Source organism: Massilia agri, from assembly GCF_024753255.1.
Classification (GTDB): Bacteria; Pseudomonadota; Gammaproteobacteria; order Burkholderiales; family Burkholderiaceae_D; genus Telluria; species Telluria agri.
The window spans coordinates 1-25093 of sequence record NZ_JANUHA010000014.1 but is presented as its reverse complement, the minus strand read 5'-3'; the positions used below and the strand labels follow the sequence as shown (position 1 = coordinate 25093).

At 66.7% G+C, this 25093-nt stretch carries 20 protein-coding genes; 6 read left to right on the top strand and 14 right to left on the bottom strand.

What is annotated here, in order from left to right:
- Window positions 1-46: 46 nt before the first annotated feature.
- Window positions 47-433: a cupin domain-containing protein gene (locus NX780_RS18050; RefSeq protein WP_258829266.1), complete on the top strand. Its 387-nt coding sequence runs from the start codon at window positions 47-49 to the stop codon at window positions 431-433.
- A 66-nt stretch (window positions 434-499) separates the two neighbouring features.
- Here the strand turns inward: NX780_RS18050 and NX780_RS18045 are convergent, their stop codons facing one another.
- From NX780_RS18045 to mfd, 4 genes are all read right to left on the bottom strand, one after another.
- The gene (locus NX780_RS18045) at window positions 500-922 is read right to left on the bottom strand and encodes a hypothetical protein (RefSeq protein WP_258829265.1); all 423 of its coding nucleotides are present in this window, start codon (window positions 920-922) and stop codon (window positions 500-502) included.
- A 103-nt stretch (window positions 923-1025) separates the two neighbouring features.
- Window positions 1026-2330: an SGNH/GDSL hydrolase family protein gene (locus NX780_RS18040; protein ID WP_258829264.1), complete on the bottom strand. Its 1305-nt coding sequence runs from the start codon at window positions 2328-2330 to the stop codon at window positions 1026-1028.
- Window positions 2331-2456: 126 nt separating this feature from the next.
- Complete coding sequence (gene serB, locus NX780_RS18035; RefSeq protein ID WP_258829263.1) at window positions 2457-3299, bottom strand: phosphoserine phosphatase SerB; 843 nt, start codon at window positions 3297-3299, stop codon at window positions 2457-2459.
- A gap of 12 nt (window positions 3300-3311) precedes the next feature.
- Entirely contained in the window at window positions 3312-6758 is a 3447-nt protein-coding gene (mfd, locus tag NX780_RS18030) for a transcription-repair coupling factor (protein WP_258829262.1), read from the bottom strand.
- Between the two features lie 129 nt (window positions 6759-6887).
- Between mfd and NX780_RS18025 the strand changes: the two genes are divergently transcribed.
- Window positions 6888-7571 carry a class I SAM-dependent methyltransferase gene (locus NX780_RS18025; RefSeq protein ID WP_258829261.1) on the top strand — a complete coding sequence of 228 codons (684 nt, stop codon included), beginning with the start codon at window positions 6888-6890 and terminating at the stop codon, window positions 7569-7571.
- Window positions 7572-7716: 145 nt separating this feature from the next.
- Here NX780_RS18025 and NX780_RS18020 read toward each other — a convergent pair whose 3' ends face one another.
- The 6 genes from NX780_RS18020 to NX780_RS17995 form a co-directional block, all read right to left on the bottom strand.
- The gene (locus tag NX780_RS18020; protein WP_258829260.1) at window positions 7717-7983 is read right to left on the bottom strand and encodes a hypothetical protein; all 267 of its coding nucleotides are present in this window, start codon (window positions 7981-7983) and stop codon (window positions 7717-7719) included.
- A 56-nt stretch (window positions 7984-8039) separates the two neighbouring features.
- The gene (locus NX780_RS18015) at window positions 8040-9011 is read right to left on the bottom strand and encodes an HDOD domain-containing protein (RefSeq protein WP_258829259.1); all 972 of its coding nucleotides are present in this window, start codon (window positions 9009-9011) and stop codon (window positions 8040-8042) included.
- A gap of 165 nt (window positions 9012-9176) precedes the next feature.
- Window positions 9177-9464, bottom strand: a complete 288-nt coding sequence (locus NX780_RS18010; RefSeq protein WP_258829258.1) for a hypothetical protein — start codon at window positions 9462-9464, stop codon at window positions 9177-9179.
- A gap of 124 nt (window positions 9465-9588) precedes the next feature.
- Entirely contained in the window at window positions 9589-11358 is a 1770-nt protein-coding gene (locus tag NX780_RS18005) for a putative bifunctional diguanylate cyclase/phosphodiesterase (RefSeq protein WP_258829257.1), read from the bottom strand.
- Window positions 11348-12724, bottom strand: a complete 1377-nt coding sequence (locus NX780_RS18000; RefSeq protein ID WP_258829256.1) for a sensor domain-containing diguanylate cyclase — start codon at window positions 12722-12724, stop codon at window positions 11348-11350. The genes NX780_RS18005 and NX780_RS18000 overlap by 11 nt, the downstream gene beginning before the upstream one ends.
- Before the next feature lie 7 nt (window positions 12725-12731).
- Window positions 12732-13121, bottom strand: coding sequence for a PAS domain-containing protein (locus NX780_RS17995; RefSeq protein WP_258829255.1), 390 nt, complete (start codon window positions 13119-13121; stop codon window positions 12732-12734).
- Window positions 13122-13324: 203 nt separating this feature from the next.
- Here NX780_RS17995 and NX780_RS17990 point away from each other — a divergent pair, with 203 nt between their 5' ends.
- Window positions 13325-14581, top strand: a complete 1257-nt coding sequence (locus NX780_RS17990) for an AMP-binding enzyme (RefSeq protein ID WP_258829254.1) — start codon at window positions 13325-13327, stop codon at window positions 14579-14581.
- A gap of 12 nt (window positions 14582-14593) precedes the next feature.
- Here NX780_RS17990 and NX780_RS17985 read toward each other — a convergent pair whose 3' ends face one another.
- On the bottom strand, window positions 14594-14953 hold the full coding sequence (locus tag NX780_RS17985) for a DUF1428 domain-containing protein (RefSeq protein ID WP_258829253.1): 360 nt from the start codon (window positions 14951-14953) through the stop codon (window positions 14594-14596).
- A gap of 113 nt (window positions 14954-15066) precedes the next feature.
- Window positions 15067-17502, bottom strand: coding sequence for a penicillin-binding protein 1A (locus tag NX780_RS17980; RefSeq protein WP_258829252.1), 2436 nt, complete (start codon window positions 17500-17502; stop codon window positions 15067-15069).
- A 167-nt stretch (window positions 17503-17669) separates the two neighbouring features.
- Here NX780_RS17980 and NX780_RS17975 point away from each other — a divergent pair, with 167 nt between their 5' ends.
- Window positions 17670-19937 carry an OPT family oligopeptide transporter gene (locus NX780_RS17975; protein ID WP_258829251.1) on the top strand — a complete coding sequence of 756 codons (2268 nt, stop codon included), beginning with the start codon at window positions 17670-17672 and terminating at the stop codon, window positions 19935-19937.
- A gap of 48 nt (window positions 19938-19985) precedes the next feature.
- Here the strand turns inward: NX780_RS17975 and NX780_RS17970 are convergent, their stop codons facing one another.
- A complete protein-coding gene (locus tag NX780_RS17970; RefSeq protein ID WP_258829250.1) occupies window positions 19986-20912 on the bottom strand; it encodes an NAD-dependent epimerase/dehydratase family protein in 927 nt (308 codons plus the stop codon).
- 104 nt (window positions 20913-21016) lie between these two features.
- On the opposite strand from NX780_RS17970, the gene NX780_RS17965 reads away from it, so the two are divergent.
- Window positions 21017-21913: a LysR substrate-binding domain-containing protein gene (locus tag NX780_RS17965; RefSeq protein ID WP_258829249.1), complete on the top strand. Its 897-nt coding sequence runs from the start codon at window positions 21017-21019 to the stop codon at window positions 21911-21913.
- Window positions 21914-21963: 50 nt separating this feature from the next.
- Here NX780_RS17965 and NX780_RS17960 read toward each other — a convergent pair whose 3' ends face one another.
- On the bottom strand, window positions 21964-23415 hold the full coding sequence (locus tag NX780_RS17960; RefSeq protein ID WP_441294998.1) for a peptide MFS transporter: 1452 nt from the start codon (window positions 23413-23415) through the stop codon (window positions 21964-21966).
- A 311-nt stretch (window positions 23416-23726) separates the two neighbouring features.
- Between NX780_RS17960 and ppnN the strand changes: the two genes are divergently transcribed.
- Window positions 23727-25093 (top strand): nucleotide 5'-monophosphate nucleosidase PpnN (gene ppnN, locus NX780_RS17955; RefSeq protein WP_258829247.1); only part of this gene is annotated, 1367 nt, incomplete at its 3' end.

The window sequence follows — 25093 nt, the reverse complement described above, 5'->3', positions numbered from 1 at the left end:
GTCGAGGCGGCATCGCCGCTGCGCGTTTGCAAACAGGAGAACATCAATGTCGGGCTATAGCATCAATATCGAAGAGAAGACTCTTGCCGGAAACAACTTCCGCGAAGTCCTGTACACCACCCAGCGCAGCCAGCTGGTGATCATGACCCTGCAGCCGGGCGAGGAAATCGGCCTCGAGCGCCATGAAGGCCATGACCAGTTCATCCGGGTCGAGGCGGGCGAGGGCGTGGCGCTGCTGGACGGCGAAGGGCACAAGCTGGAAGACGGCGTGGCCGTCGTGATACCGGCGGGCACCGAGCACAACGTCATCAATACCTCGAAGAGCGAGCCGATGCGCCTGTACACCCTGTACACTCCGCCGGAGCATCCGGACGGCATCATCCACGCGACCAAAGCGGAAGCGGACGAGTACGAGCGCCAGCACGGCCACTGATCCGCGATCTTCCGGTCCAGGCCGGAAATAAAAAGGCCGGCGATGCCGGCCTTGGTCGTTTCCGCCTCAGCGGCGGTAGTGGTAGGGGAAGCGCGTTCCGATATGGCCGCCCCAGCCACGGTGGTGACCCCAGCCGCGGCCGAAGTTGAAGCCCAGGCCGATCGAGACCGGCGGGTAGTAGTAGCGCGGCTCGTAGACCGGTTGCGGCACGTAGACTTGCTGCGGTACATAAACCGGCTGCTGTACATAGACCGGCTGCTGCGGCTGCTGCGCATACACAGGCGTCGAGCTGTAGGTCGTGGCGGCGGTGTTGCCGTTGGCGGCGGCGCGGGCGCCCGTGCCAAGCGGCACCGGCGTGACCGACACGACCCGCCACTGGCTAGGGTCGCCGGATTGGGTGTAGGGTTGGTTGGCGTAGTAATTCTGCCCCGGCGCGGCGCAACCGGCCAGCATGGCCAGCGACGCGCTAACAATGAGTAGTTTCTTCATGGCGGTCCTCCTGATTTGGCCATGATATGAAATCCGCCCTCAGGTTCTGCATGGAATTACAGCTTGTTACACACGCCGCCGCTCCGAAACAAGACCTGCCGCCTCAGGGAACTAGTTGCTGCAGCTCGCCCAGCGGGATGGCGTTGGCCATCGCCTGGTAGCCCACGTCGTTAGGATGGAGCCAGTCGCCACTGTTATAGGCGCTGCGCAAACGCGTTGGCGCAGCCGGGTCGCGCAGCACCTGATCCCAGTCGAGCAAAGTGTCGAACTCGTTGGCTGAGCGCAGCCAGTTGTTGATGCCCTGGCGGACCCCTTCGCGCGCGGCGTTGTAGTAGACAAACCCGAGCATCGGCGGCAGGGTGGCGCCGAGGGCGGCCACGCCGCGCGCATGGGCGCGGGCGATCAGCTGGCGATAGCCGGCGACCATTTCATCGACCCTCACCAGGTTCGCGCCCGAGCTGTAAACAATGTCGTTGATGCCGCTGAGGACGATTACCGCCCGCACGCCCGGGGTGGCCAGCACGTCGCGGTCGAAGCGCTCCAGTACGTCGTGCCCGGACTGCATGGCGGTGGGGATGTCTTCCAGGAGCTGGTTGCCGGCAATGCCGCGGTTCACCACACCGATACGGCCGGATGTGCCGAGTTCGGCCTGCAGCCGGCGCGCCAGGTAGTCGGGCCAGCGCCGGTTCAGATTGGTGCCGCTGCCCTGGCCGTCCGTGATCGAATCACCGATGGCGACGATGCAGCCGCCCCCGCTGTTGACGTCGACTTCGGTTAGGAAGGGCCATGCCCCGATGGTGCGCGACACGCTGAAAGACGTGTTGGCAGCGAAGTTGCCGGCGGTCGAGACGTAGTTTGCCTGCCAGGCATCCCGGTGGTAAGTGGTGGCGGCGACGGTGCCCGGCAGGTAGAGGCTGATGGCGAGGTCGGCGAAGGGTGGCACCTGCATGAATACCGGATCGGAGACCGCCGGCGTCCCGGGCCGCAACGTGACCGACGTGCGTCCGCCAAAGGTCAGCGGCAGGTTGGAACCGGCGACGACGTATACCCCGCTGGAGCGCAGGCCGATCTGGGCCGCGCCGATGGTAAGCGGCGTGCTGCCCATCTCGTTGGACAGCCGCACGCGCACGCGCGTGCCGCCGATGCTCGCGCGGACCACCAGGCGCAGGGTTTGCCCGCTGAAGCTGAGCGTGCTTGCCGAGGGCGGCGGGCCGGCGGGCGCGCAGCCCCAGGTCGCGCACCAGCCGTCGCTGCGCCAGGATTGGGCAGCGGCGATGGGCGCCGCAGCCAGGGTCCCGGCCAGCACGGAACCGGAAGCCAGGAACCGGCGCCGGCCCCTGCTAACGCAACCGTCATGGTTGACGGGCTTGGTGAAGCTGGGGGTAAAGCCGGAATCGACGGGTGGCATGGTGCTCTCCCTTCACGCTGCCGACAGGGCTGCGGTTCGGTTTTACGATAGCCCAGCGGAGCGCGCGGACAAAAGGAAAACACGCCAAAGTTTGCGCCAGATCGCTATTTTTGCGAGGAAATAGCGTCAATTAATGATGTTGAGCAAGCCATCGAGGCCCGAGAAATTCAGGGCGACCGAGGCCTGGGCCCGCACCACCGGCTTGGCGCGGAACGCCAACGAGAGCCCGGCGACGCCCATCATCCTGAGGTCGTTGGCGCCGTCGCCCATCACGATGGCGCGGCTCGGTGGGATGCCGACTTCCGCGCACACGCGCTCGACGGTGCGCTTCTTTTCTTCGGCGTCGACGATGCCGCCGACCACGCGTCCGGTCAGCTTGCCATCGGCCACCTCGAGCACATTGGCGTGGGTGAAGTCGAGCTTCAAACGGTCCTTCAGGCGGTCGGTGAAGAAGGTGAAGCCGCCCGATACCAGCAGGGTCTTCAGGCCCGCCGCCTGGACCGCCGCCAGCATGGCTTCGCCACCCGGCGAGATCCGCAGGCGCTCGTCGTAGACGCGCTGCAGGCTTGACGCGTCGAGGCCTTCGAGCAGGGCCACGCGGCGCGTCAGACTGGCAGCGAAATCGAGCTCGCCGCGCATGGCCGCTTCGGTGATCTCCGCGACCTGGGGTTTCAGGCCCTGCATGTCCGCGATCTCGTCGATGCACTCGATGGTGATCAGGGTCGAGTCCATGTCCATCGCCACCAGGCCGAAGTCGGCGAGCGTTCTGCCGGCCTCGATGAAGCAGGCGTCCACGCCGGCGTCGAAAGCGGCTTGCTCGACGCGGGCTTTCACGTCCGCGTCAAAGGATACCTCCTCGCAGCGCAAGGCATGTTCGCCCAGCGGCACGGTGCGTGCAGGCTTGGCGAGGCGGGCAAGGCGGTCGAGCGTATCGAGAGAGGCCTGCGGCCCCTGGAGCACCAGGTTCATGGTCATTGTGGTCTAGGCGAGAAGCTGTTTGATGGTCTGTTTTACCTGCGTCACGCGAGCCGCCAGGTCGGGCATGCTGGCGCTGATGCGCAGCTTGTCCTGGCCGGCCAGCTTGATGTGGCGGTTCTTCTGGATCAGGGTGATGATCTTGACCGGGTCGATCGGCGGCTTCTCCATGAACTGCAGGTTGGCCGCTTCGTCGTGGGCGTCGATCTTGACGATGCCCACCGACTTCGCGGCGATGCGCAGGCGGTGGGTCTCGATCAGGGCCTTGACCGGCTCGGTCAGCTTGCCGAAGCGGTCGATCAGCTCTTCCTGCATGCCGTCGATCTTGTCCTGGCTTTCGCAGTTGGCCAGGCGCTTGTAGATCGACAGGCGCTCGTGCACGTCGCCGCAGTAATCCGACGGCAGCAGGGCCGGCACGTGCAGGTTGATCTCGGTGGTGGACGACAGCGGCGCGGCCAGGTCCGGCTCCTTGCCGGCCTTCAGGGCGCGCACCGCTTCGCTCAGCATGTCCGAATACAGCTGGAAGCCGACTTCCAGCATCTCGCCGGACTGGTTCTCGCCCAGCACCTCGCCGGCGCCGCGGATCTCGAGGTCGTGCATGGCGAGGTAGAAGCCGCTGCCCAGCTCTTCCATCGCCTGGATCGCGTCCAGGCGGCGCTGCGCCTGCTTGGTGAGGCCGCTCACGTCGTTCACCAGGAGGTAGGCATAGGCCTGGTGGTGCGAGCGCCCCACGCGGCCGCGCAGCTGGTGCAGCTGGGCCAGGCCGAAGCGGTCGGCCCGGTGCATGATGATGGTGTTGGCGGTCGGCACGTCGATGCCGGTCTCGATGATGGTCGTGCACAGCAGGATGTTGAAGCGCTGCGCGACGAAGTCGCGCATCACCTTTTCCAGGTCGCGTTCGTGCATCTGGCCGTGGGCCACGCCGATGCGCGCTTCGGGCAGCAGCTCCTGGAGCATGGCGCGGCGGTTCTCGATGGTCTCGACCTCGTTGTGCAGGAAGTAGATCTGGCCGCCGCGTTTCAGTTCGCGCAGGCAGGCCTCGCGAATGACGGAGCCGTCTTCGCTGCGGACAAACGTCTTGATCGCCAGGCGCTTTTGCGGCGCCGTGGCGATGATGGAGAAGTCGCGCAGGCCTTCGAGCGCCATGCCGAGGGTACGCGGGATCGGGGTCGCCGTCAGGGTCAGCACGTCGACCTCGGCGCGCAGGGCCTTCAGCGCTTCCTTCTGGCGCACGCCGAAGCGGTGTTCCTCGTCGATGATGACCAGCCCCAGGCGCGTGAACTTCACGTCGGGCGAGAGCAGCTTGTGCGTGCCGATCACGATGTCGAGCGTGCCGTCGGCCATGCCCTTGATCGCATTGTTGATTTCCTTGCCGGTCCGGAAGCGCGACAGCTCGGCGATCTTGACCGGCCAGTCGGCGAAGCGGTCGGCAAAGGTCTGGGCGTGCTGCTCGGCCAGCAGGGTGGTCGGGGCCAGGATGGCGACCTGCTTGCCGCCCATGACGGCGATGAAGGCGGCGCGCAGTGCGACCTCGGTCTTGCCGAAGCCGACGTCGCCGCAGACCAGGCGGTCCATCGGCCTGCCCGAGGTCATGTCCTTGATGACGTTGTGGATGGCCTCGGCCTGGTCCGGCGTTTCGTCGAAGCCGAAGCTGCCGGCGAAGTTCTCGTAGTCGATGTTCGAATATTCGAAGGCGTGGCCCTGGCGTGCGGCGCGGCGCGCGTACAGGTTCAGCAGCTCGGCGGCGGTGTCGCGCACCTGCTCGGCGGCCTTGCGCTTGGCCTTGTCCCACTGGCCTGAACCGAGCGCGTGCAGCGGCGCATCTTCCGGGGAGGTGCCGGAGTAGCGCGAGATCACGTGCAGCTGCGAGACCGGCACATACAGCTTGGTCTCCTTCGCGTATTCCAGGTGCAGGAACTCGGTCTCGCCTTCGCCGAGATCCATGCTCATCAGGCCCATGTAGCGGCCGATGCCGTGGTTGATGTGCACCACCGGGTCGCCGATCTTGAGCTCCGACAGGTCGCGCACCATGGATTCGACCTGGCTGGTCGCTTCCTGCTTCTTCTTGCCGGCGCGCCGGCCCGATCCCGCATACAGCTCGGTCTCGGTGATGAAGACCAGCCGGCCGGCGCTGTCCTCGCTCAGTTCGAAGCCGGCCTGCAGCGGCGCGACGCCCAGCGCCAGCCTGGCATCAGTGGTGCGAAAGCCCTCGAAGCCCTCGACCGGCGCCAGCTCGAGCCGGTATTCGTGGAAGTACTGCTGCAGGGTCTCGCGGCGGCCGGCCGAGTCGGCGACGATCATGACGCGCGCATCCTGGCGTCCCAGGTAGGCGCGCAGATTGGTCAAAGGGTCGTCGAGGCGGCGATTGACCGCGACATCGGGGATCGGCGCCGACAGCTCGGAAGCGGGCGCGGACGGATCCCTGGCGATGGTCCAGCGGCCGTGCGGCTTGGCGCAGGTGAAGAACTGCTCGGCGCCGAGGAAGAGTTCGCGCGGCTCGAGGATCGGACGCTCGCGGTCGCTTTTCAGGAATTTGTAGCGCGATTCGGTATCGAGCCAGAAGCGCTGGATGGCCGCGTCGATGTCGCCCACCATCGCCAGCATCGCGCCTTCCGGCAGGTAGTCGAACAGGTTCGCGGTTTCCTCGAAGAACAGCGGCAGGTAGTACTCGATGCCGGCCGAGGCGATGCCGTTGCCGATGTCGCGGTAGATCGGCGAGCGCGACGGGTCGCCCTCGAAACGCTCGCGCCAGCGGCCGCGGAAGGCGGTGCGCGCGGCTTCGTCCATTGGGAATTCGCGGCCGGGCAGCAGGCGCACTTCCTTCACCGGATACAGCGAGCGCTGGGTGTCGGCGTCGAAGGTGCGGATGGTCTCGATCTCGTCGCCGAACAGGTCGAGGCGATACGGCAGGGCCGAGCCCATGGGGAAGAGGTCGATCAGGCCGCCGCGCACCGAGTATTCGCCCGGCGACATCACCTGCGACACGTGGGTGTAGCCGGCCAGGGTCAGCTGGGCTTTGAGCCTGGCCTCGTCCAGGCGTTCGCCTTGACGGAAGAAGAAGGTGTAGGCTGCCAGGAAGGACGGCGGCGCCAGGCGCACCAGCGCCGTGGTGGCCGGCACGACCAGCACGTCGCACTGGCCGTTGCGGATCTCGTGCAGGGTCGCCAGGCGCTCGGAGACCAGGTCCTGGTGCGGCGAGAAAGCATCGTAGGGCAGGGTTTCCCAGTCCGGCAGCAGGTGGCAGGACAGTTTGCCGTCCGCGAACCAGGGGATTTCGTCGAGCAGGCGCTGGCCATCGCCGGCATTCGCCACGATGACGGTAAGCATCTGCTTGTTGGCTTTCAGGGCCAGCGCAGCCAGGGCGAGCGCATAGGCGTCGCCCGAGCCGTGCAGCGCCGGCAGGGAAAAACGGGTTCCTGGCTTGGGAAGATTTTTCTTGAGATCGAAGGGCATTGAGCGCGCAGTGACGTTCGCAACAGTGGCTGACCATTATAGACGAAGCGTCACCATGTCGCCTGCCGGGGAGGCGCCGAGCAGGCCGGGTCCGCGCGTGTCGATGCCGGTACAGAAACGAGGGCAAGCATGAGAAGTGCACAAAGGCATTTTTCCGACCCGCGCGCCGTCGCGCACTATCTGGATGGACCGCCGCGCCTGGTGCCAGGGTTCAGCGACCTGCACCGACTGGCCCAGGTGTTGCTGGCCGAACGGGCGCCGCCTGACGCGCGCGTGCTGGTGCTGGGAGCGGGCGGCGGGCTCGAGCTGAAAGCCTTCGCAGACGCCCAGCCGGGCTGGATCTTCGACGGGGTGGACCCGTCGCCCGAAATGCTGGAACTGGCCGTGGACACGGTCGGCGAGCACGCCTCCAGGGTCGCCCTGCACGAGGGCTATGTGGACATTGCGCCCGACGGACCGTTCGATGCGGCCGTCTGCCTGCTGACCATGCATTTCATGCCGCTGTGCGAGCGCCGCCATGCCCTGCGGGCGATCCGCCAGCGCCTGCACCGCGGCGCGCCCTTCGTGGCCGCGCACATGAGCTTCGCCCAGGACGAGGACGAGCGCGCCCTGTGGCTGGCGCGCGACGAAGCCTATGCGATCGCCGCCGGCGCCCCCTTGGACGAGGCGCGGCACCGGCGCGAGGTGATCGAGCGCGTGTTGCCGGTGCTGTCGCCCGAGCAGGACGAGGCGCTGCTGCGCGAGGAAGGCTTCAAGGATGTCGGCCTGTTCTATGCGGCCGGGGTGTTTCGGGGGTGGATCGGCTACGCCTGAAGCGGCGCGTCACAGCAGGGTGTCACCCCAGTCCCGGTGTCCAGTCCCGGTGTCAGGTCTGACATTCAGACACAAGCTCGGCCGTTAGGCGTGTTTTCTGTCGAGCTCGTGTCCGGATGTCAGACCTGACACCCAGGGTTGCGTCTTATTCTGCCAGGCCTTTTTGAAGCAGCTCCGCCACCAGCTGGTTCATCTCGACGCCGCGTTCCTTGCTCAGTGCCTGCAACTGTTTGACCATGTCCCCGTTCAGCTTGACGGCGAACGGGACGAGTCCGAGCGCGCGCTCGCGGTCGCGCTGTTCGCGGCGGTCGGGCGCGGGTGGCCGGGAGGACGGGCCGAAGGTTGCGTTCCTTGCGCCCATTTGGTTTATCAGCTTCTCGGCGTCCTTCTTTGCCAGATCGGTTCGTTTCATTGCTTGCCTTCGTTTCGTAAAGCCCGGATTTTACAGGCAGGCGCATGACCGGGGAGTCAGTCTTCCCCGTCATCGAGTTTATCGAAGAGGCGGCGCTCTTCCGGCGCCAGGCGATCGGCGGCGTCCTGCGCGCCTTCTACGTTCGCGTCGAGCAGCACGCGCAGGGTCGCGAGCCGCTCGCCGGTGCGCAGGGCCTGGGCCAGCGGCGGGCCGCCGGGCTGGCCGGACTGCAGGATGGCGGAGGCCACCGGTGGCGGCAGCTCCCATTGGGTCGCGATGCGGGCCGAGAGCGTACGGGCGGTCTCGTGCAAGGCATGGGCGAAGCTGGCGGACTGCGGCAGCCGGCCGGCGCTGTCCACCTGGTCGATCAGGCGCAGCGCGACGACCAGGCCGACGTTCCTCGTCAGGCCGGCCAGGCAGGCCTCGAAGGCGTCGGCGCCATGGCGCGGGGCGGCCAGGCTGGCGGCCAGCGCGCATTTCTCGGACTGGCGCCAGAGCTGGGGCGCGGCCTGGCGCGCGAGGCGGCCCGTCTGGGCGCTGATCACGGGGCGGAAGGCGACCCGCGCCAGCAGCATGCGCAGGCCGTTCTGGCCGAGCAGCATCAGGGCGCCCTCGATGGTGCATACCGGCGCCGTGGGACGGTACCAGGGGCTGTTCACCTCGCGGATCACCTCGGCCACCAGGGTAACGTCCTGCGCCACCTGCCGCGCCAGCTCGGTGGCGGACATGCCTTCCTCGCGCAGGCTGCGCAGCAGCTGGGGGATCACGGCCGGCACGCGCGGCACCAGTTCGGCGGCGGATTGCGGACCGCGCGCCAGCCTGGCCAGTTCGTCTAGGATCAGCGCATCCTTCGTTTCGCCGGCGTGGCTCACCTGGCCGGCCAGCCAGCGGTGGAAGGCCAGGTCGATGTCGATCGCCGCAGCTGTCGCCGGTTCCGGCGCCCGCTGCGGCGTGTGGGCGGAAGACCTCGGCCTGTCGGCATCGGTGGGCGAGCTGCTGCCGAACAGGCGGGCGAACCAGTTTTTCATGTTCTGGAGTGGAGACACACGGTTCGGCCGATTCTACCCGAGCGGGGATGGACCGCGCGCCGCCATAGGAAAACAGCCAGGAACGCGGCCGGTGGACGGTCGCGCAGCCTGGCTGCGGGATTGCGTGGCATGGCGGCTGGAGGCCGCCGTGCGCGGGGGAGCGGCTTAGCGGCCGGCGCCCGAGGTCGACGAATTCGTGGTAGTCGAATTGGTGGTCGGCGTCGTGGTCGACGAGCTGGTGCCGGTGCTGTTACCGGTGGCCGCGTCGCTGTTGGTGGTGCCGGTGTTGGTGCCGCTGCTACCCGATGCGCCGGTGGTGCCGGTGCTGCCCGAACTCATCGACGACGACGAGGTGCCGCTCGTCGAACTGCCGTCGGTGGCGGTCGAGCTGCATGCTGCCAGGGAAAGGGCCAGGAGGCCGCCCAGCAGGGCGCCGTGGAAAGTGCTCTTCATTCGTATTCTCCTCGTTTGGATGGGTGTCGCCATCATGCGAGGAGGTCCGTGTGCTTGAAATAGGATCAAGACTTTATTGGGTGTAGGAGCAGGCGTACGTACTGTGCAGGCATGCCGTTCCTCGTCAGGCCGGCAGCGATTCCTCGTGGCCTTCCAGCCAGGCGAGCAGGTCGCTTGGCGGCAGCGGGCGGCTGAACAGGTAGCCCTGGCCCTTGGTGCAGCACAAGGCACGCACGACGTCGGCCTGCGGCCCGGTCTCGATGCCTTCCGCCACGGTCGTCATGCCCAGGCTTTGCGCCACCTTGACGGTGGCCTCGATCAGCACCCGGTGGTGGGCGCTGGTATCGGACTGGCTGACGAAGGAGCGGTCGATCTTGACCGTGTCCACCGGCAGCAGGTGCAGGCTCGACAGCGAGGAATAGCCGGTGCCGAAGTCGTCGAGCGCCAGCTTCACGCCGAGCGCCTTGAGTTCGTGCAGGCGTGCCTGGATGTCCTGGTCCTGCGCCGCCAGGCTCTCGGTGACCTCGAGCTGGAGTGCCCCGGGCGGCATGCCGGTCGCCAGCAGGATGCGGCGCACGGTATCGATCCAGCCGGGCTGGCCCAGCTGGGCGCGCGACAGGTTCACGGCGATCAGGCGCGGTGCGCGCTCCCCCAGGCGGGCGCGCCAGCCCAGGAAGTCGCGGCAGGAGCGCTCGAGCACGAAGTCGCCGACCGCGCCGATCAGGCCGCACTCCTCGGCCACCGTGATGAAGTCGACCGGCGGGACGATGCCGCGCACCGGGTGGCGCCAGCGCACCAGCGCTTCCACGCCGGCCGCATGGTCGGTGCCGCCGTCGGCATTCAGGCCGACTACCGGCTGGTAGACCACGAACAGCTGCTCTTCCACGATGGCCTGGCGCAGCTCGGCCTCGATCCCGGCGCGGCGCTCGGCGCGTTCGCGCATCGCGGCCTCGAAGACCTGGCGGCGCGCACCGCCGGCACGCTTGGCTTCCAGCATGGCGATGCCGGCGTCGCGCAGGACCTCGTCGGCGTCACGCGCGCCGCCCGCGCCCCAGGCCAGGCCGAGGCTGGCGCTGCACACGACTTCCTGGCCCTGCACCCGGAACGGGCGCGCCAGCGCGTCGAGCAGGCGGGTCGCGACGCGCTCGGCGTCTTCCAGGGTGCGCATGCCGTCGAGCACCACCACGAACTCGTCACCGCCGACGCGGGCGGCCAACTGGCCAGCCCCGCCGCTCGGGGCGATGTGGTCGCTCGGCGGACGCAGGGCGCCGCGGATGCGTTCGGCGATCTGCACCAGCAGCGCGTCGCCGGCGGACTGGCCCAGGGTATCGTTGACGCGGCGGAAGCGGTCGCAGTTCATGAAGAGCACGGCGAATTCGCCGCCCGCAGCCCTGGCGGAGGCGTTGCGCTCCACCAGCTGCTGCAGCTGTTCGCGCACCGCCTCGCGGTTCGGCATCCGGGTCAGGGAGTCGGTGCGGGCCGCATTGCGCAGGCGGCGCGACAGCATCTCCTGCTCGCGCATGACTTCCTGGGTGGCGTCGGTCACCACCGCCATCAGGCGCTCGCTATCGAGCTTCATGAGGCTGATGGCCAGCACGTGCGGACTGCCCGGCGCGGTCATTTCGGGCGGCAGCATCGCGCGCAGGCCCTCGCAGATCACGCCGGACGGTTCGGCGAAATCACGGGCCATCTGCTCGAGTTGCGGCGCGATCGGGGCCAGCACGGCGAACAGGTTGTCGAAGCCGGTGTCGCGGGCGATCGGCATCAGGAGGCTGGAGGCCATCGGGTTGAGCATGTCGATGGCGCCGTCGCTGCCGGCCTGGGCCAGGCCGATCGGCGCACGGTACAGGAACTGCACCAGCGCTTCGTAGGCGTCGCGGGAATCAGGCTGCATCGGATCCTCCATCGGCTGGGTGGGTGGACGTGCCGGCCAGTTCAGGGCGCCAGCGTTCGACCCGGTTGCGGCCGGCGCGCTTGGCGGCGTACAGGGCCTGGTCGGCGCGCTTGAGCAGCAGGTCGGTGCCGCCTTCGCCGTCCAGCAAACAGGCGACGCCGGCGCTCACGGTGTAGCGGATCCGGCTGCCATCGAAATGTACCACCCCGGATGCGACGATGGCGCGCAGGCGCTCGGCCACCACCGCCGCGCGCGCCAGGTCGGTGGAGGGCAGCAGCACGGCGAATTCCTCGCCGCCGATGCGCGCGACCACGTCGACTTCGCGGAAGGTCTCGGCCAGGATGCCGGCCAGGTGCTGCAGGACGGCGTCGCCGCCGGGATGGCCGTGGCGGTCGTTGATGGCCTTGAAATGGTCGGCATCAAGAGCGATCAGCGCGGTCGGACGCGGCGCCGTGCGGCTGCGCACCAGTTCCTGCTCGGCGGCTTCGAAGAAGGCGCGGCGGTTCGCGAGGCCGGTGAGGTGGTCGCCGAAGGCTTCGCGGCGCCGGCGCTCGATGGCGCCCCGCTTGTCGGTGATGTCGCGCAGGATGAGGCAGTAGGCCGGCACGCCGGCATGGTCGGCCGCTTCGCGGTCCGGCAGCGGCGCGATCATCGCGCTGCCCCAGAAGGCGCTGCCGTCGGCGCGCATGCGCTTGCCCTCGTCCATGCTCCAGCCGTCCCTGTCGGCGTCGCGCAGGCGGTCGTGCAGGTGCTCCGGCGTCATCGCGTCAGGCGGATAGAAGATGGAGTAGGGCTGGCCCACGGCCCCCTCGCCGAAGCCGGTCACGCGGCCGATGCTCGGATTCCATTCGGCGATGGCGCCGCGCGCGTCCAGGCCCACCAGGGCGTAATCGGTGATGCCGGTCAGGATGGCGTTGAGCCAGGCGTCGCTCTGGCGCAGCTGGCGTTCGCGGCGCACCTGCATGGTGACGTCGTCGATCACCGCCATCAGGCGGGTCGCGTCGAGCTTGAGCAGGGTGACGGAGAGGATTTGCGGCACCTTCTTGCCCGCGCCGCCCGCGTTCAGGTGCACGTGCAGGCCGTCGCATATCTTGCCGGACGGTCGGGTGTACTGGTCGCAGAGGTAGCGCAGGTCGGGCGCCACCCCGTCCAGGGCCGTGAACAGGTTGTCCAGGCCGCCGTCGCGCGAGAGCGGCATCAGGAGCTGGGCCGAGATCGGATTCATCATGACGATGCTGCCGTCGGTCTCGGCCTGCACCAGGCCGACCGGGGCCAGGTAGAGGAACTGGATCAGGGCCTCGTAGTCCGCGCGCAGCTGCGCGACTTCGCCGGCCAGTACCTGGTGGTCGTGCGCCTGTCCGCTCATGGTGGACTCAGCGCGGCTGGCGCTGCACCAGCACGTAGCGGTTCCGGGTGGCCGGGCTGGCCAGCAGGCGCAAGGCGACTTTCACCGGGCGCATGCGCAGGGTGAGCACGTAGTCGATGGTGTCGTCGAGCGCCGTGCCGTCTTCCTGGGCGTCCTCGAAGCGCTGGGCGACCATGAAGTTGTTCAGGCAGGGCGCCACGTTGGTGAACAGCGGCTGGCCCAGCACACGCTGCGGCGACAGGCCGGCGGCCTGGGACTCGAAGGCGTTGTAGCGCTGGACGTTGCTGTCGGCGTCGAAGCCGATCACCCCGAAGTCGAGCTGGTCGAGTTGCTCCGGGGTGCACTGGTCGAGGTGCGTGGCCAGGTCGGCGGAGGAAAACGACAGGGTTGCGGTCATGGCAGGAACTCCGGGCAAAATGAGTAAATGAATTGATTTGAGGAAATTGATGTTGGCATAGGGCTAGCCTCCCTGTCAATTGTGCGCACCAATCTTTGACAGTTAACGTTGTCAAACATCATTGTTAGTGGAGATTGTGCCTCCGATTGACAGCTGCGGTCATCGTCGGCACCATCAGCGCTTCCGATTTCGCCTTTCAAATCATGACTGTATTGACCGCGTCCCGCGGCTGGTGGGAGCACCGGCCGACGCTCGAGCGGGTCGTGTCCGACCTGCTGGCCGGCGAACTGGCGCTGATGCGTCCCGGCCAGCCGCGCCGTGCACTGCCCTGGCCGCCCGGCTTCGACCTCGCCGCGGACCTGGGCGCAGATTCGCTGGAATTGCTGGGCATGGCGACCGCGATGGAGCAGGTGCTGGCGATCGGCTGCATCGGCGAAGACCGGGTGCTGGCCAATCCGCGCCTGGAGGCCTGGGTCGATGCGGTCGCCGCGGGCCTGGCGCAATCACCGGGCGGCGGCGGACGGATGGTGTTTCGCACCTCCGGCAGTTCCGGCGCGCCCAAGGACTGCCCGCATGCGCTGGCGGAGCTCGAGCGGGAAGCCGAGGTGCTGGCAGGCCTGTTCGCCGGCACGCGCCGCATCGTGAGCCTGGTGGCCTCGCACCACATCTACGGCTTCCTGTTCACGGTGCTGCTGCCGCGCGCGCTGGGCCTGGCGCCATCGAGCGTGCGCGACCTGCGCGGCGCCTCGCCCGGCGCGGTGGCGCGCCAGCTCGAGCCGGGCGACCTCGTGGTGGGCTTTCCGGACTTCTGGCGTACCTTCGCGCCGGTGGCGGGCAGCCTGCCGCAGGGAATCACGGGCGTGAGCTCGACCGCGCCGTGTCCCGACGAGGTGGCGCGCGCCGTGCAGGCGGCCGGTGTCAGGCGGCTCGTGCAGGTCTATGGCAGCAGCGAAACCGCCGGCGTCGGCTGGCGCGAGGGACCGGACGAGGACTACCGCCTCTTTCCCTACTGGCGGCGCGGCGAGGCGAACCCCGAAGGCGTCCAGACCTTGACCCGCCAGACGGAGAACGACGGTACCCGGCAAGTCGCCCTCCAGGACAAGCTCGAATGGCAGGGGCCCGCACGCCTTCGCCCGGCCGGTCGGGTGGACCAGGCCGTGCAGGTCGGCGGCATCAACGTCTTCCCGGCTTACGTGGCCGACGTGCTGCGCATGCATCCGCAGGTGGCGCAGGCCAGCGTGCGCCTCATGCGGCCAGACGAAGGCCGGCGCCTCAAGGCCTTCGTGGTACCGCGCGAGGGCGCACCCCCGGATCCCGACGCGCTACGCACCGAATTGACGGCCTGGATGGCCGAACGCCTCCCGGCCCCGGAGCGCCCGTCTGCCTATTCCTTCGGCGCCGCGCTGCCGCGCCAGGCCAGCGGCAAGCCGACCGACTGGATCATCGACGCCTGGGATTGAGCGCGGCGGCTTTCAGCGGTCGATGAACATCTCGAATCCACCCCAGAACATGCGCTTGCCGTCGAAGGGCAGGCCCTCGGGCGACATCATCGGGGCCAGGCGCGGGTCTTTCATGACCTTCTCGTTGACTTCGTCACGCTTTTCGCGCGACTCGTAGACGATCCAGGCGAACACCACGGTTTCGCCGTCCTGCAGGTTCACGCTTTGCGGGAAGGAGGTCAGCTTGCCGGGCTTGACGTCGTCGGCGATGCATTCACGGTATTCCAGCGCACCATGTTCGCGCCAGACGGTGGCTGACAGGTTTGCGAGCTCGCGGTAGCGCTCGAGATTCGCTTTGGGCAGGGGAAGGACGAAACCATCGACGTAGGCCATGCTGTTCTCCTCAGGATTGTGGGTGGACGTGCAGCGTCCATGACAGACCGAAAGAACGCTGCCGGGTTCCCGCAAGCGAAACGAAGCTTGCGCAAACCCGGCTCAGGATAGCATCAGAAGAGGGGGCTGGCCTGCGGTGGCGTGGGCGCGGGCGTCGGCGCCGGGGGAGGGGCGGGCGGCGCGGGCGGGGCCGCGGGCGCCGGCGTTTCTTCTCCGGTGAGCGGGTCCACCACCGTCGCCGGGTTGTCCAGCCCCGGGTCGATGTCGATGGCGCGCAGGTCCGGCCGTTCGACATATTCCTCGAACACCCAGTCGTCGTTCTCGCGCACCACGCCTTCCGGCTCGAGCGTCGCGTCTTCGACCGGCACCTTGGCCAGCGCCACCCGCATGTAGTCGATCCAGATCGGCAGCGCCAGGGTCGCGCCGAACTCGCGGCCGCCCAGCGAGCGCGGTTCGTCGTAACCCATCCAGGCCACCGCGACCACCTTGCCGCCGTAGCCGGCGAACCAGCCGTCGATGGCGTCGCTGGTGGTGCCGGTCTTGCCTGCGATGTCCGTGCGGCCGAGCTTCTGGACCGAGGCGGCGCCGGTCCCGTAGCGGGTCACGTCGCGCAGCATGCTGTCGGTGACCCATGCCGTGCGCGCATCGAGCACCCGCTCTAGCTCCTGGCGCGGTGCAGGCGGCTTGGTCTCCGCGAGGATCGTGCCATTGCCGTCGCGGATCTGGGCGATCAGGTAAGGCTTCACGCGGTAGCCGCCGTTGGCGAATACCGCGTAGGCGCCGGCCATCTGCAGCGGCGTGACGGCGCCGGTGCCCAAGGCCAGGGTCAGGTTCTTCGGGTGGCGCGCGAGGTCGTAGCCGAAGCGGCCCAGGTAATCGTGGGCGTAGTCGATGCCGAGCGCCCGGATCAGGCGCACGGTGGTGACGTTCTTCGAATGCGCGAGCGAGTAGCGCATGGTGATCGGGCCGTCGAAGACGCCGTCGTCGTTCTGCGGCGACCAGGTCTCGCCGGCGTTCTCGCCCGGCATGTCGAGCGGCTCATCGAGGATGCGCGTGCCCGGGGAATAGCCCTTGTCCAGCGCCGCCGCATACACGAAGGGCTTGATCGCGGAACCGGGCTGGCGCCAGGCCTGGGTCACGTGGTTGAACTTCTGCAGGTTGTAGTCGAAGCCGCCGACCAGGGCGTGGTAGGCGCCGGTTTCGGCGTCCAGCGCGACGAAGGCGGCGGCCACCTGCGGCACCTGGGTCAGCGCCCATTCCTTGCCATCTTTTCCACGCTGGCTAATGCGCACCACGGCGCCCGGCGTGATGCGGATGCTCTCCCTGGCATTCGGCGCCAGGGCGCGTGCGGCGAACTTCAGGCCCGCGCCTTCGACGCTGACTTCATCGCCGCTCAGGGTCTCCACGACGACGCGCTGGGGCGAAGCGGACAGCACCACCGCCGGGATCAGGCCCTCGCTGTTCGGACGCTTCTGCAAGGCCTCGATGATGGCTTCCTCGCGCTCGATGGCATCCTGCGGCAGTACGATGCGCGCTTCCGGCCCGCGGTAGCCGTGGCGCTGGTCATAATCGATCACGTTGCGGCGCACCGATTCGTAGGCCGCGTCCTGCTCGGCTTTCAGGATGGTCGTGGTGACCACGATGCCGCGCTCGTAGGCTTCCTCGCCGAACTGCGAAAACACGGCCTGGCGCGCCAGTTCCGCCACGTAGTCGGCCTTGGTATCGAAGGTCTGGCCGCCGCGTTTGATGCGCAGCGGTTCGCGCAGGGCCTGCTGGTACTCGGGCTCGGTGATTTGTCCGAGCTGATACAGGCGTTTGAGTACCGCATGCTGGCGCTGCTGCGCGCGCTTGGGGTTGGCGACCGGGTTGTGGCGCGAGGGGTTCTGCGGCAGGCCGGCCAGCATGGCCGTCTCCGCCCAGCTCAACTCGTCGAGCGACTTGCCGAAATAGCTGCGCGCCGCGCTCGAAAAACCATAGGAGCGGTTGCCGAGGAAGATCTGGTTCATGTACAGCTCGAGGATCTGGTCCTTGCTGAGCGCATCCTCGATGCGGTAGGCGAGGGCGATCTCGGTGAACTTGCGCGACAAGACCTTTTCCTTGGTGAGGAAGAAGTTGCGCGCCACCTGCATGGTGATGGTCGAGGCCCCGCCGGCGCCGAAGCCTTCGCGCAGGTTATTGGCGACCGCGCGTGCGGCGCCGCGCCAGTCGATGCCGTGGTGTTCGTAGAAGTGGGCGTCCTCGATGGCGAGCAGAGCCTGCTTCATGCGCGCCGGGATCTTTGCGATCGGTACGAAGTCGCGCCGCTCCACGCCGAACTCGCCGATCAGGTAGTTGTCGGCCGTGTAGACGCGCAGCGGGATCTTCGGCCGGTAGTCGAGGACGGCGTCGATTTTCGGCACGTTCGGCAGGATCACGCTCATCACATAGATCGCGGCGCCGGTCGCCAGCAGGATGCCGGCCGCGAGGAGCAGGAAGATGATGCCGCGGATGCGGCGCAGTAGGCTCGGGCGCTTGGGTGTCTTCGCGGGCGGCTGGGTGGACTTGGTCAAAACGGGTCTCTCGCTGCTGTATTGCTGTCGATGGTGCGCTGCGGCGACGGCCGCGGCCGGCCCATTGTAACCCCAGGGATCGCCGTTTTAGCGCTTTCATTCCATTTCGGCATGTGCGATAGTCACGCCTTCAGTCCTGCCCAAGTATGCATTCCGAAGGAATCCCGATGCCTTACGATTCACCATCCGGCGCCAAGCCGGCCGTCTTCAAACCCTATATTCCCGCCGGCGCCCACCTGCCCGAAATGACGCTGCGCGCCCTGATCATGGGCGTGGTGCTGGGCATGGTGTTCGGCGCTTCCTCGCTCTACCTCGTGCTCAAGGTCGGCCTCACGGTCAGCGCCTCGATTCCCGTCGCGGTCATCGCGATCACCCTGTTCGGCCTCGCGCGCAAGATGGGCGCGCGCGAATCGACCATCCTGGAGAACAGCATCACGCAGACGGCCGGTTCGGCGGGCGAATCGCTGGCCTTCGGCCTGGGCGTGACCATGCCGGCCATCCTGATCCTGGGCTTCGACCTGGAGATCTCGCGCGTGATGCTGGTCGGCGTGCTGGGCGGCCTGCTGGGCATCCTCATGATGATCCCCATGCGCCGCACCATGATCGTCGACAAGCACGGCGAACTGAAGTACCCGGAAGGCACCGCCTGCGCCGAGGTCCTCAAGGCTGCCGCGACGAGCGTCTCGCGCGAAGCTGCGGGCGAGGTGCGCGAAGCCGGATCGGATGCGGAAAAGGATGCGCGTCGTCGCGCCTTTGTCATCTTCGGCGGCTTCGGCATCGGCCTGCTGTACAAGACCCTGAGCGTCTCGTTCAAGGGCTGGAAGGACACCGTCAACTTCGAATTCGCCGCGCCGCTCAAGGGTGGCTCGGCCGGCGCGGAAGTCTCCCCGGAACTGCTGGGCGTGGGCTACATCATCGGCCCGCGCATCGCTTTCACCATGGCGGCGGGCGGCGTGCTGTCCTACCTCCTGCTCATCCCGATGATCAAGTTTTTCGGCGACGCGCTCACGGTGCCGCTCTCGCCGGGCACGACCCTGATCCGCGACATGTCGCCGGACGAGATCCGCAACGCCTACGTGCTCTACATCGGCGCGGGCGCGGTGGCCGCGGCCGGCCTGATCTCGCTGGTGCGCTCGATGCCCATGATCTGGAAGAGCCTCAGCTCGGGCCTGGCAGGCGTCAAGCAGTCCAGCACCGCGGATGCGTCGCTGCGCACCGACCGCGACATCCCGATGAAGTGGGTCCTGATCGGCTGCCTGGCCATCATCGCCATCATCACCGTGGCCACGCCGCTGCACATGAACCTCCTGGGCGCGCTCCTGATCCTGGTGTTCGGTTTCCTGTTCGCCACCGTCTCCTCGCGCCTGACCGGCGAAGTCGGCTCGTCCTCGAATCCGATCTCGGGCATGGCGGTGGCGACCCTGCTGTTCACCTGCCTGATCTTCCTGGTGATGGGCTGGACCGGCGGCCAGTACTACGTGACCGCGCTGTCGGTCGGCGCCATCGTCTGCATCGCGGCCAGTAACGCCGGCACCACCTCGCAGGACCTGAAGACCGGCTTCCTGGTCGGCTCGACCCCGCGCATGCAGCAGTACGCCATCCTGTGCGGCGCCTTTGCTTCCGCCCTGATCCTGGGCCCGATCCTGCTGAAGCTGAACGACGCGGGCACCGTGTATGTTCCTGCAGCCCAGGTGGCGCCGGGCTTGAGCGCCGATGCGTCGAAACTGACCCAGACCGCGCAGCTGCAGGGCCCGCAGGCGGCGAGCGACGCCAATACCTACAAGGTCTGGCAGAAAACCGACACTGTCGGCGGCCCGGCCGGCAAGTACCTGGTGGCGAACGACGGCAAGGTGGTATACCTGGTCGACCCGGGCATCAACGGCACCCACAAAACCCGTCCGGACGGCACCGAGGTGAAGAAGTACGACGCGCCCAAGGCCGTGCTGATGTCTTACATCATCAAGGGCATCCTCGACCAGCAGCTGCCCTGGACCCTGGTGCTGTTCGGCGTGATGATCTCGGTGGTGCTGGAAATGGCGGGCATCGCTTCACTGGCCTTCACCGTCGGCGTCTACCTGCCGCTGGTGTCGACCCTGCCGATCGCCGTGGGCGGCCTGATTCGCTGGGTCGCCGACCGCCGCAACAACAAGCTGCCGCAGTACGCGAACCTGAACGAGGAAGAGCGCCAGGCCGCGGGCGACCGCAGCTGGGGCACGCTGCTGGCCTCGGGCTATATCGCGGGCGGCGCGCTGGCCGGCATCATCATCGCCATCACGGCGGGCGTGCTGAGCGACTTCGACAGCAATATGGCGAAGTGGGCTGAAAGCGCGAATCCCTTCTTCGCGGGGCCGAATGCGAACCTGCTGACCCTGATTCCCTATGCCCTGATCATCGGGTTGCTGCTTTGGGTGGCGCGGGAAAAGGCGAAGCGTTGATAAGCAAATGGCCCGGGTAACCGGGCCATTTTTCTTGGCGGGAGGCGGTTAGATGAAGGCCAGGTCGTGGTGGCGGATGGTATCGTCCAGCCACTCGTCGGTGTGGCCGAAGCGGTAGCCGAGGGCGCGGGCGCGGGTGGTGTCGAGCACCAGCGGCTGGGCGAAGTCGAAGGGCGAGCCGCCGGCCTGGGACACCTGGACGCTGTGCGCCGGCTCGTCGAGCACGCGGGCCACGCGCGCATGCAGGTCGAAGGCCGACAGCGGTTCCTCGGCGGCCGCGTTGACCGGCCCCGTGAAGTCCTGGGCGCCGACCCAGGCCAGGAAATCGGCGGCGCCGGCCGCCTCCATGAAGGAGACCTTGGCCTGGGCATCCACATAGCGGAGAAGCCCGCCCTGGCGCACCAGGTCGACGTAGTAGGCGAGGCGCCCGGTGAAATCCTCGGGGCCGCCCAGTACGTGGGCCAGGCGGACGGTCACGAGCGGCAGGCTGCCGTCGCGCACCAGGTAGGCTTCGGCCTGCACCTTGCCGGCCACATAGCTCTCGGTCGCGCGTTTCGGGTCGTGCCAGGGGTAGCCGGTGTCGATGCGCTGGGCGTGGACGGCCAGGTCGGACTCGCGCAAGGGGCGGCCCGTGAACTCGAGGCCACGGTAGGCGTCGATGGTCGAGGTCATGATGTAGCGCTTGACCTTGCCCTTGAAGACGCGGGCCGAGATCGCGGCGTCCAGCGGCGAGTAGCACATCTGGTCATAGACGATGTCGAATGCTCGGTCCGCCGCAGCGGCGTCGCGAAAAGCGTTGCGCATGGCGTGTTCGTTGCGCCGGTCGACGCGTACGCGCTCGATGCGGTTGCCGAAAGGGTCCGGGGCATAGCCGCGTGTGGCGACGGTCACACGGTGGCCTGCGCGCAGCAGGCGCTGGACGAGGAGTTTGCCGAAGAAGCGCGTTCCGCCGATCACCAGTATATGCTTGGACATGATATTCCTTGTGAGATCGAGTATATTTTCTGCAAAGCAGCAAAATCCATCAACTGAGAAAAAGCACGGGCTTTGAATAAGAAAAACTTACGCATGGAGGCGAAATGAAAGCGCTGCGCAGCCTCTCCGGCCTGATTGATTTCGAGTGCGCCGCCCGCTGGGGCAGCTTCAAGCTGGCCGCCCAGGAGCTGCACAAGACGCCCGCCGCGGTCAGCCTGCAGGTCAAGCAGCTGGAAGAGAACGTCGGCTTTCCCCTGTTCGTGCGCCATCCGCGCCACATCGCGCTGACCGAGAAGGGACAGGAACTGGCGATCGCCACGGCGCGCATGCTGGGAGAATTGCGGGCCAAGGTGGCGGCCCTGCAGGTGGGCGACGAGGAGGCGGTGCTGCGCATCTCGACCACGCATTCCTTCGCCATCAAATGGCTGGTGCCGCGCATGCACCGGTTTACCAAGCTGTATCCGGAACTCGACATCCGGATCGACTCGAACGATGCGCCGGTGGACCTGCAGGCCGACAGCACGGACGTGGCGGTGCGCTACGGGCCCGTGCGCGACGGCGACCCATTGGTGCTGTTCCACGAGCGCCTGGTGCCGGTCTACAGTCCGGAGCTCCTGGGTCCGGGCCAGGAAGGCTTGACGCTATCGGACCTGCCGCGCCACAAGCTGCTGGTCGAACAGTCGCCCGAACGCTGGCTGCAGCTGCTCAACGAAAACCGGGCACTGAAGGGCAAGTACGATTTCTCGCGCGGCTACAGCCACTGGGGCGTGCTGGTGCAGGCGGCGGTGGCGGGGCTGGGCGTGGCCCTGGTCCCCTACGGGATCGCCTGCCAGGACATCGCTTCCGGCGCGCTGCGCCAGATACCCTGCCGCAGCGCGCCTTTCGACTACGGCTACAGGTTTCTCGCCAACCCGCACAAGGAGCAGATGCTCAAGGTGCGGCGCTTCCGGGAGTGGATGGTGGCGGAGATGGAGGAGATGCGCGGCACGCTGGACCCCTGAAGCAAAAACGGCAGCCCGAAGGCTGCCGTTTTCATGTGAGGCGAATGCGCTTACTTCACGCCGTGCATCAGTTTCTGGATGAGCGGGGCCAGCAGGAACAGCAGGACGCCGCCGCCCAGCAGGATCCAGAAGCCGAAGGTGTAGCCTTCCAGTGCCGAGGTCACCGACATGCCGGTCTCGCCCGAGACGTGCGAAGCGAAGATGCCCGACAGGTTGTTGCCGATACCGGTCGACAGGAACCAGCCGCCCATCCCCAGGCCCACCAGGCGGGTCGGAGCCAGCTTGGTGACCATCGACAGGCCGATCGGCGACAGGCAGAGCTCACCGATCGACTGGACCACGTAGACCGCGAACAGGGTCCAGAACGGGATCTTGCCCTGGTCGTCGATCAGCTGGACCAGCGCATACATCAGCAGGCCGAAGGCCAGGCCGTTGAAGATGATGCCGAGACCGAACTTGCGCGGGATCGACGGGTTCACGTTGCGCTTGCCCATTGCGACCCAGATCGCGGCGATGATCGGTGCGCAGACGATGATGGCGACCGAGTTCACCGACTGGAACCAGGCCACCGGGAAGATGCCCCAGTCGCCGAAGTCGCGGTTGACGATCTGGTCGGCCAGGAAGGTGAAGGAGCTGCCGGCCTGCTCGAAGAAGCACCAGAACAGGACGTTGAAGAAGAAGATGATCATCATGGCGATGGTCTTGTCGCGTGCGACCTTACCTTCGCGTACGCCTTCGACGATCAGCATCAGGGCCAGGATGACGAACAGCACCGACAGCACGATCTGCAGGTTGTTGGCGCCGGCCTGCAGCAGCAGGTAGACGCCCGGGATCACGACGATCGAACCGACGATCACGCCGATCAGGCGCTTCGGGCTGGCCAGTTCGCCGACCGGTGCGCCGATGCCCTTGAGCTGGGCGCGGCCGATGTAGAACCAGACCAGCGACAGCAGCATACCGATGCCGGAAGCGATGAACACGATCTTGTACGCCGGGGTGTCGCCGGTGTTGAAAACGTTCTGGGCCAGCTGCTGGGTCAGGATCGGCGAGATGAAGGCGCCGGCGTTGATGCCCATGTAGAAGATGGTGAAGCCCGAATCGCGGCGGGTGTCGTTCAGCGCGTAGAGCTGGCCGACCATGGCCGAGATGTTCGGCTTGAACATGCCGTTGCCGACGATGATGGTCGCCAGGCCGAGCTTGAACAGGTCCTGGTTCGGGACGGCGATCATGAACAGGCCGGCCGCCATGAAGACTGCCCCGACGAGGATCGAACGCTGGTAGCCGATGACGCGGTCGGCGATGTAGCCGCCGAAGACGGCGCCGGCGTAGACCAGCGCGAGGTAGGAACCGTAGGTGAGGTTGGCGTCGGCCTGGCCCACCGCGTTGCCCTCGTAGAACTGGGCGACGATATAGAGCACCAGGGCCCAACGAATGCCGTAGAACGCGAAGCGTTCCCAGAATTCCGTCATGAACAGCATCCACAATGGCGCCGGATGGCCCATGATCTGCTTGAATTCTGGGATTGGTCCCTTGGCTGAAGTAGCTGCACCGCTCATGCGGTTCCTCCCGAAATAGTTATCTGAACGCGATCGTTTTTTTAATGGGATTGCCGTATGCACGGAAATTCCAGTTGGCACGCATTTTAGTGTAAATCGGTCATCGCAAGCGAACTTTTTCTAGATGTGGTATTGACGCGCTCCAGCAGTGCGCGCTACCTCATGGAACGCCCTGAATCGGGGCGCAAAACCTTGCGCTTTGGCGTATATTGGCGACAGGCCAGACCGTATCAGCGTTAGAAAGGGAAAATAAAACCATGACCCACGAAGTACTCGACGTTCTCATTTCTCCGGAAGGCCGCCTCGAAGTCCTGTCGAAAGCCGAAGTGACCAAGCTGCTCGACACCAGCAGAAGCGGTTTGTACGATGTGTTCCGCAAATGCGCGCTCGCCGTGCTCAATTCGGGCAGCTCGGTCGACGACGGCAAGGAACTCCTCGAGCGCTACCGCGATTTCGACATCAATATCCTGCAGCGCGAACGCGGTATCAAGCTCGATATCCGCAGTGCCCCCGCCAATGCTTTTGTCGATGGCAAGATGATCCGCGGTATTCACGAACACCTGTTCTCGGTGCTGCGCGATATCGTCTATGTGCATTTCGAAGTCACCGATAATCCGAAATTCAATCTCGAGCGTCCCGAAGGCATCACCGACGCCGTGTTCCATATCCTGCGCAATGCGAACGTATTCCAGCCGCAGCGCAATCCCAACCTGGTGGTGTGCTGGGGCGGCCATTCGATCAGCCGGGTCGAGTACAACTACACCAAGGAAGTCGGCTATGCCCTCGGCCTGCGCGAGCTCGACATCTGCACCGGCTGCGGGCCGGGCGCGATGAAGGGCCCGATGAAGGGCGCGGCCATCGGCCATTCCAAGCAGCGCATCCACGGCGGACGCTATCTCGGCATTTCCGAGCCGGGTATCATCGCGGCCGAGTCGCCCAATCCGATCGTCAACGACCTGGTGATCATGCCGGACATCGAAAAGCGACTGGAAGCATTCGTGCGCACCGGCCACGGCATCATCGTGTTCCCGGGCGGCGCCGGCACGGCCGAGGAAATCCTGTACATCCTCGGCATCCTGCTGCATCCGGACAATGCGGAGATGCCTTTCCCGCTGATCTTCACCGGTCCCGCGACGGCGCGGGCCTACTTCGAACAGATCGATCATTTCATCGGCCTGACCCTGGGCGATGCGGCGCAAAAGCGCTACAAGATCATCATCGACGATCCGGAAGCCGTGGCTAGAGAAATGCATGCCGGGATCAAGACGGTGCGCGAATTCCGCAAGGCGCACAGCGATGCGTATTACTTCAACTGGCGCTTGAAGATCGATCCGGAATTCCAGAAACCCTTCCGCCCGACCCACGAGAACGTGCGCAACCTGAAGCTGCACCGCAACCAGGAATCGCACGACCTGGCGGCGCACCTGCGGCGCGCTTTCTCGGCGATCGTGGCGGGAAATGTGAAGGAAGAGGGCATCCGCGCCATCGAGCAGCACGGCAAATACGAGATCCATGGCGAGAGCGCCATCATGGGCCCGATGGATGCGCTGCTGGCGTCCTTCGTGGAGCAGAGCCGGATGAAATTGCCGGGCAAGGCCTATACGCCTTGCTATACCGTCATTCA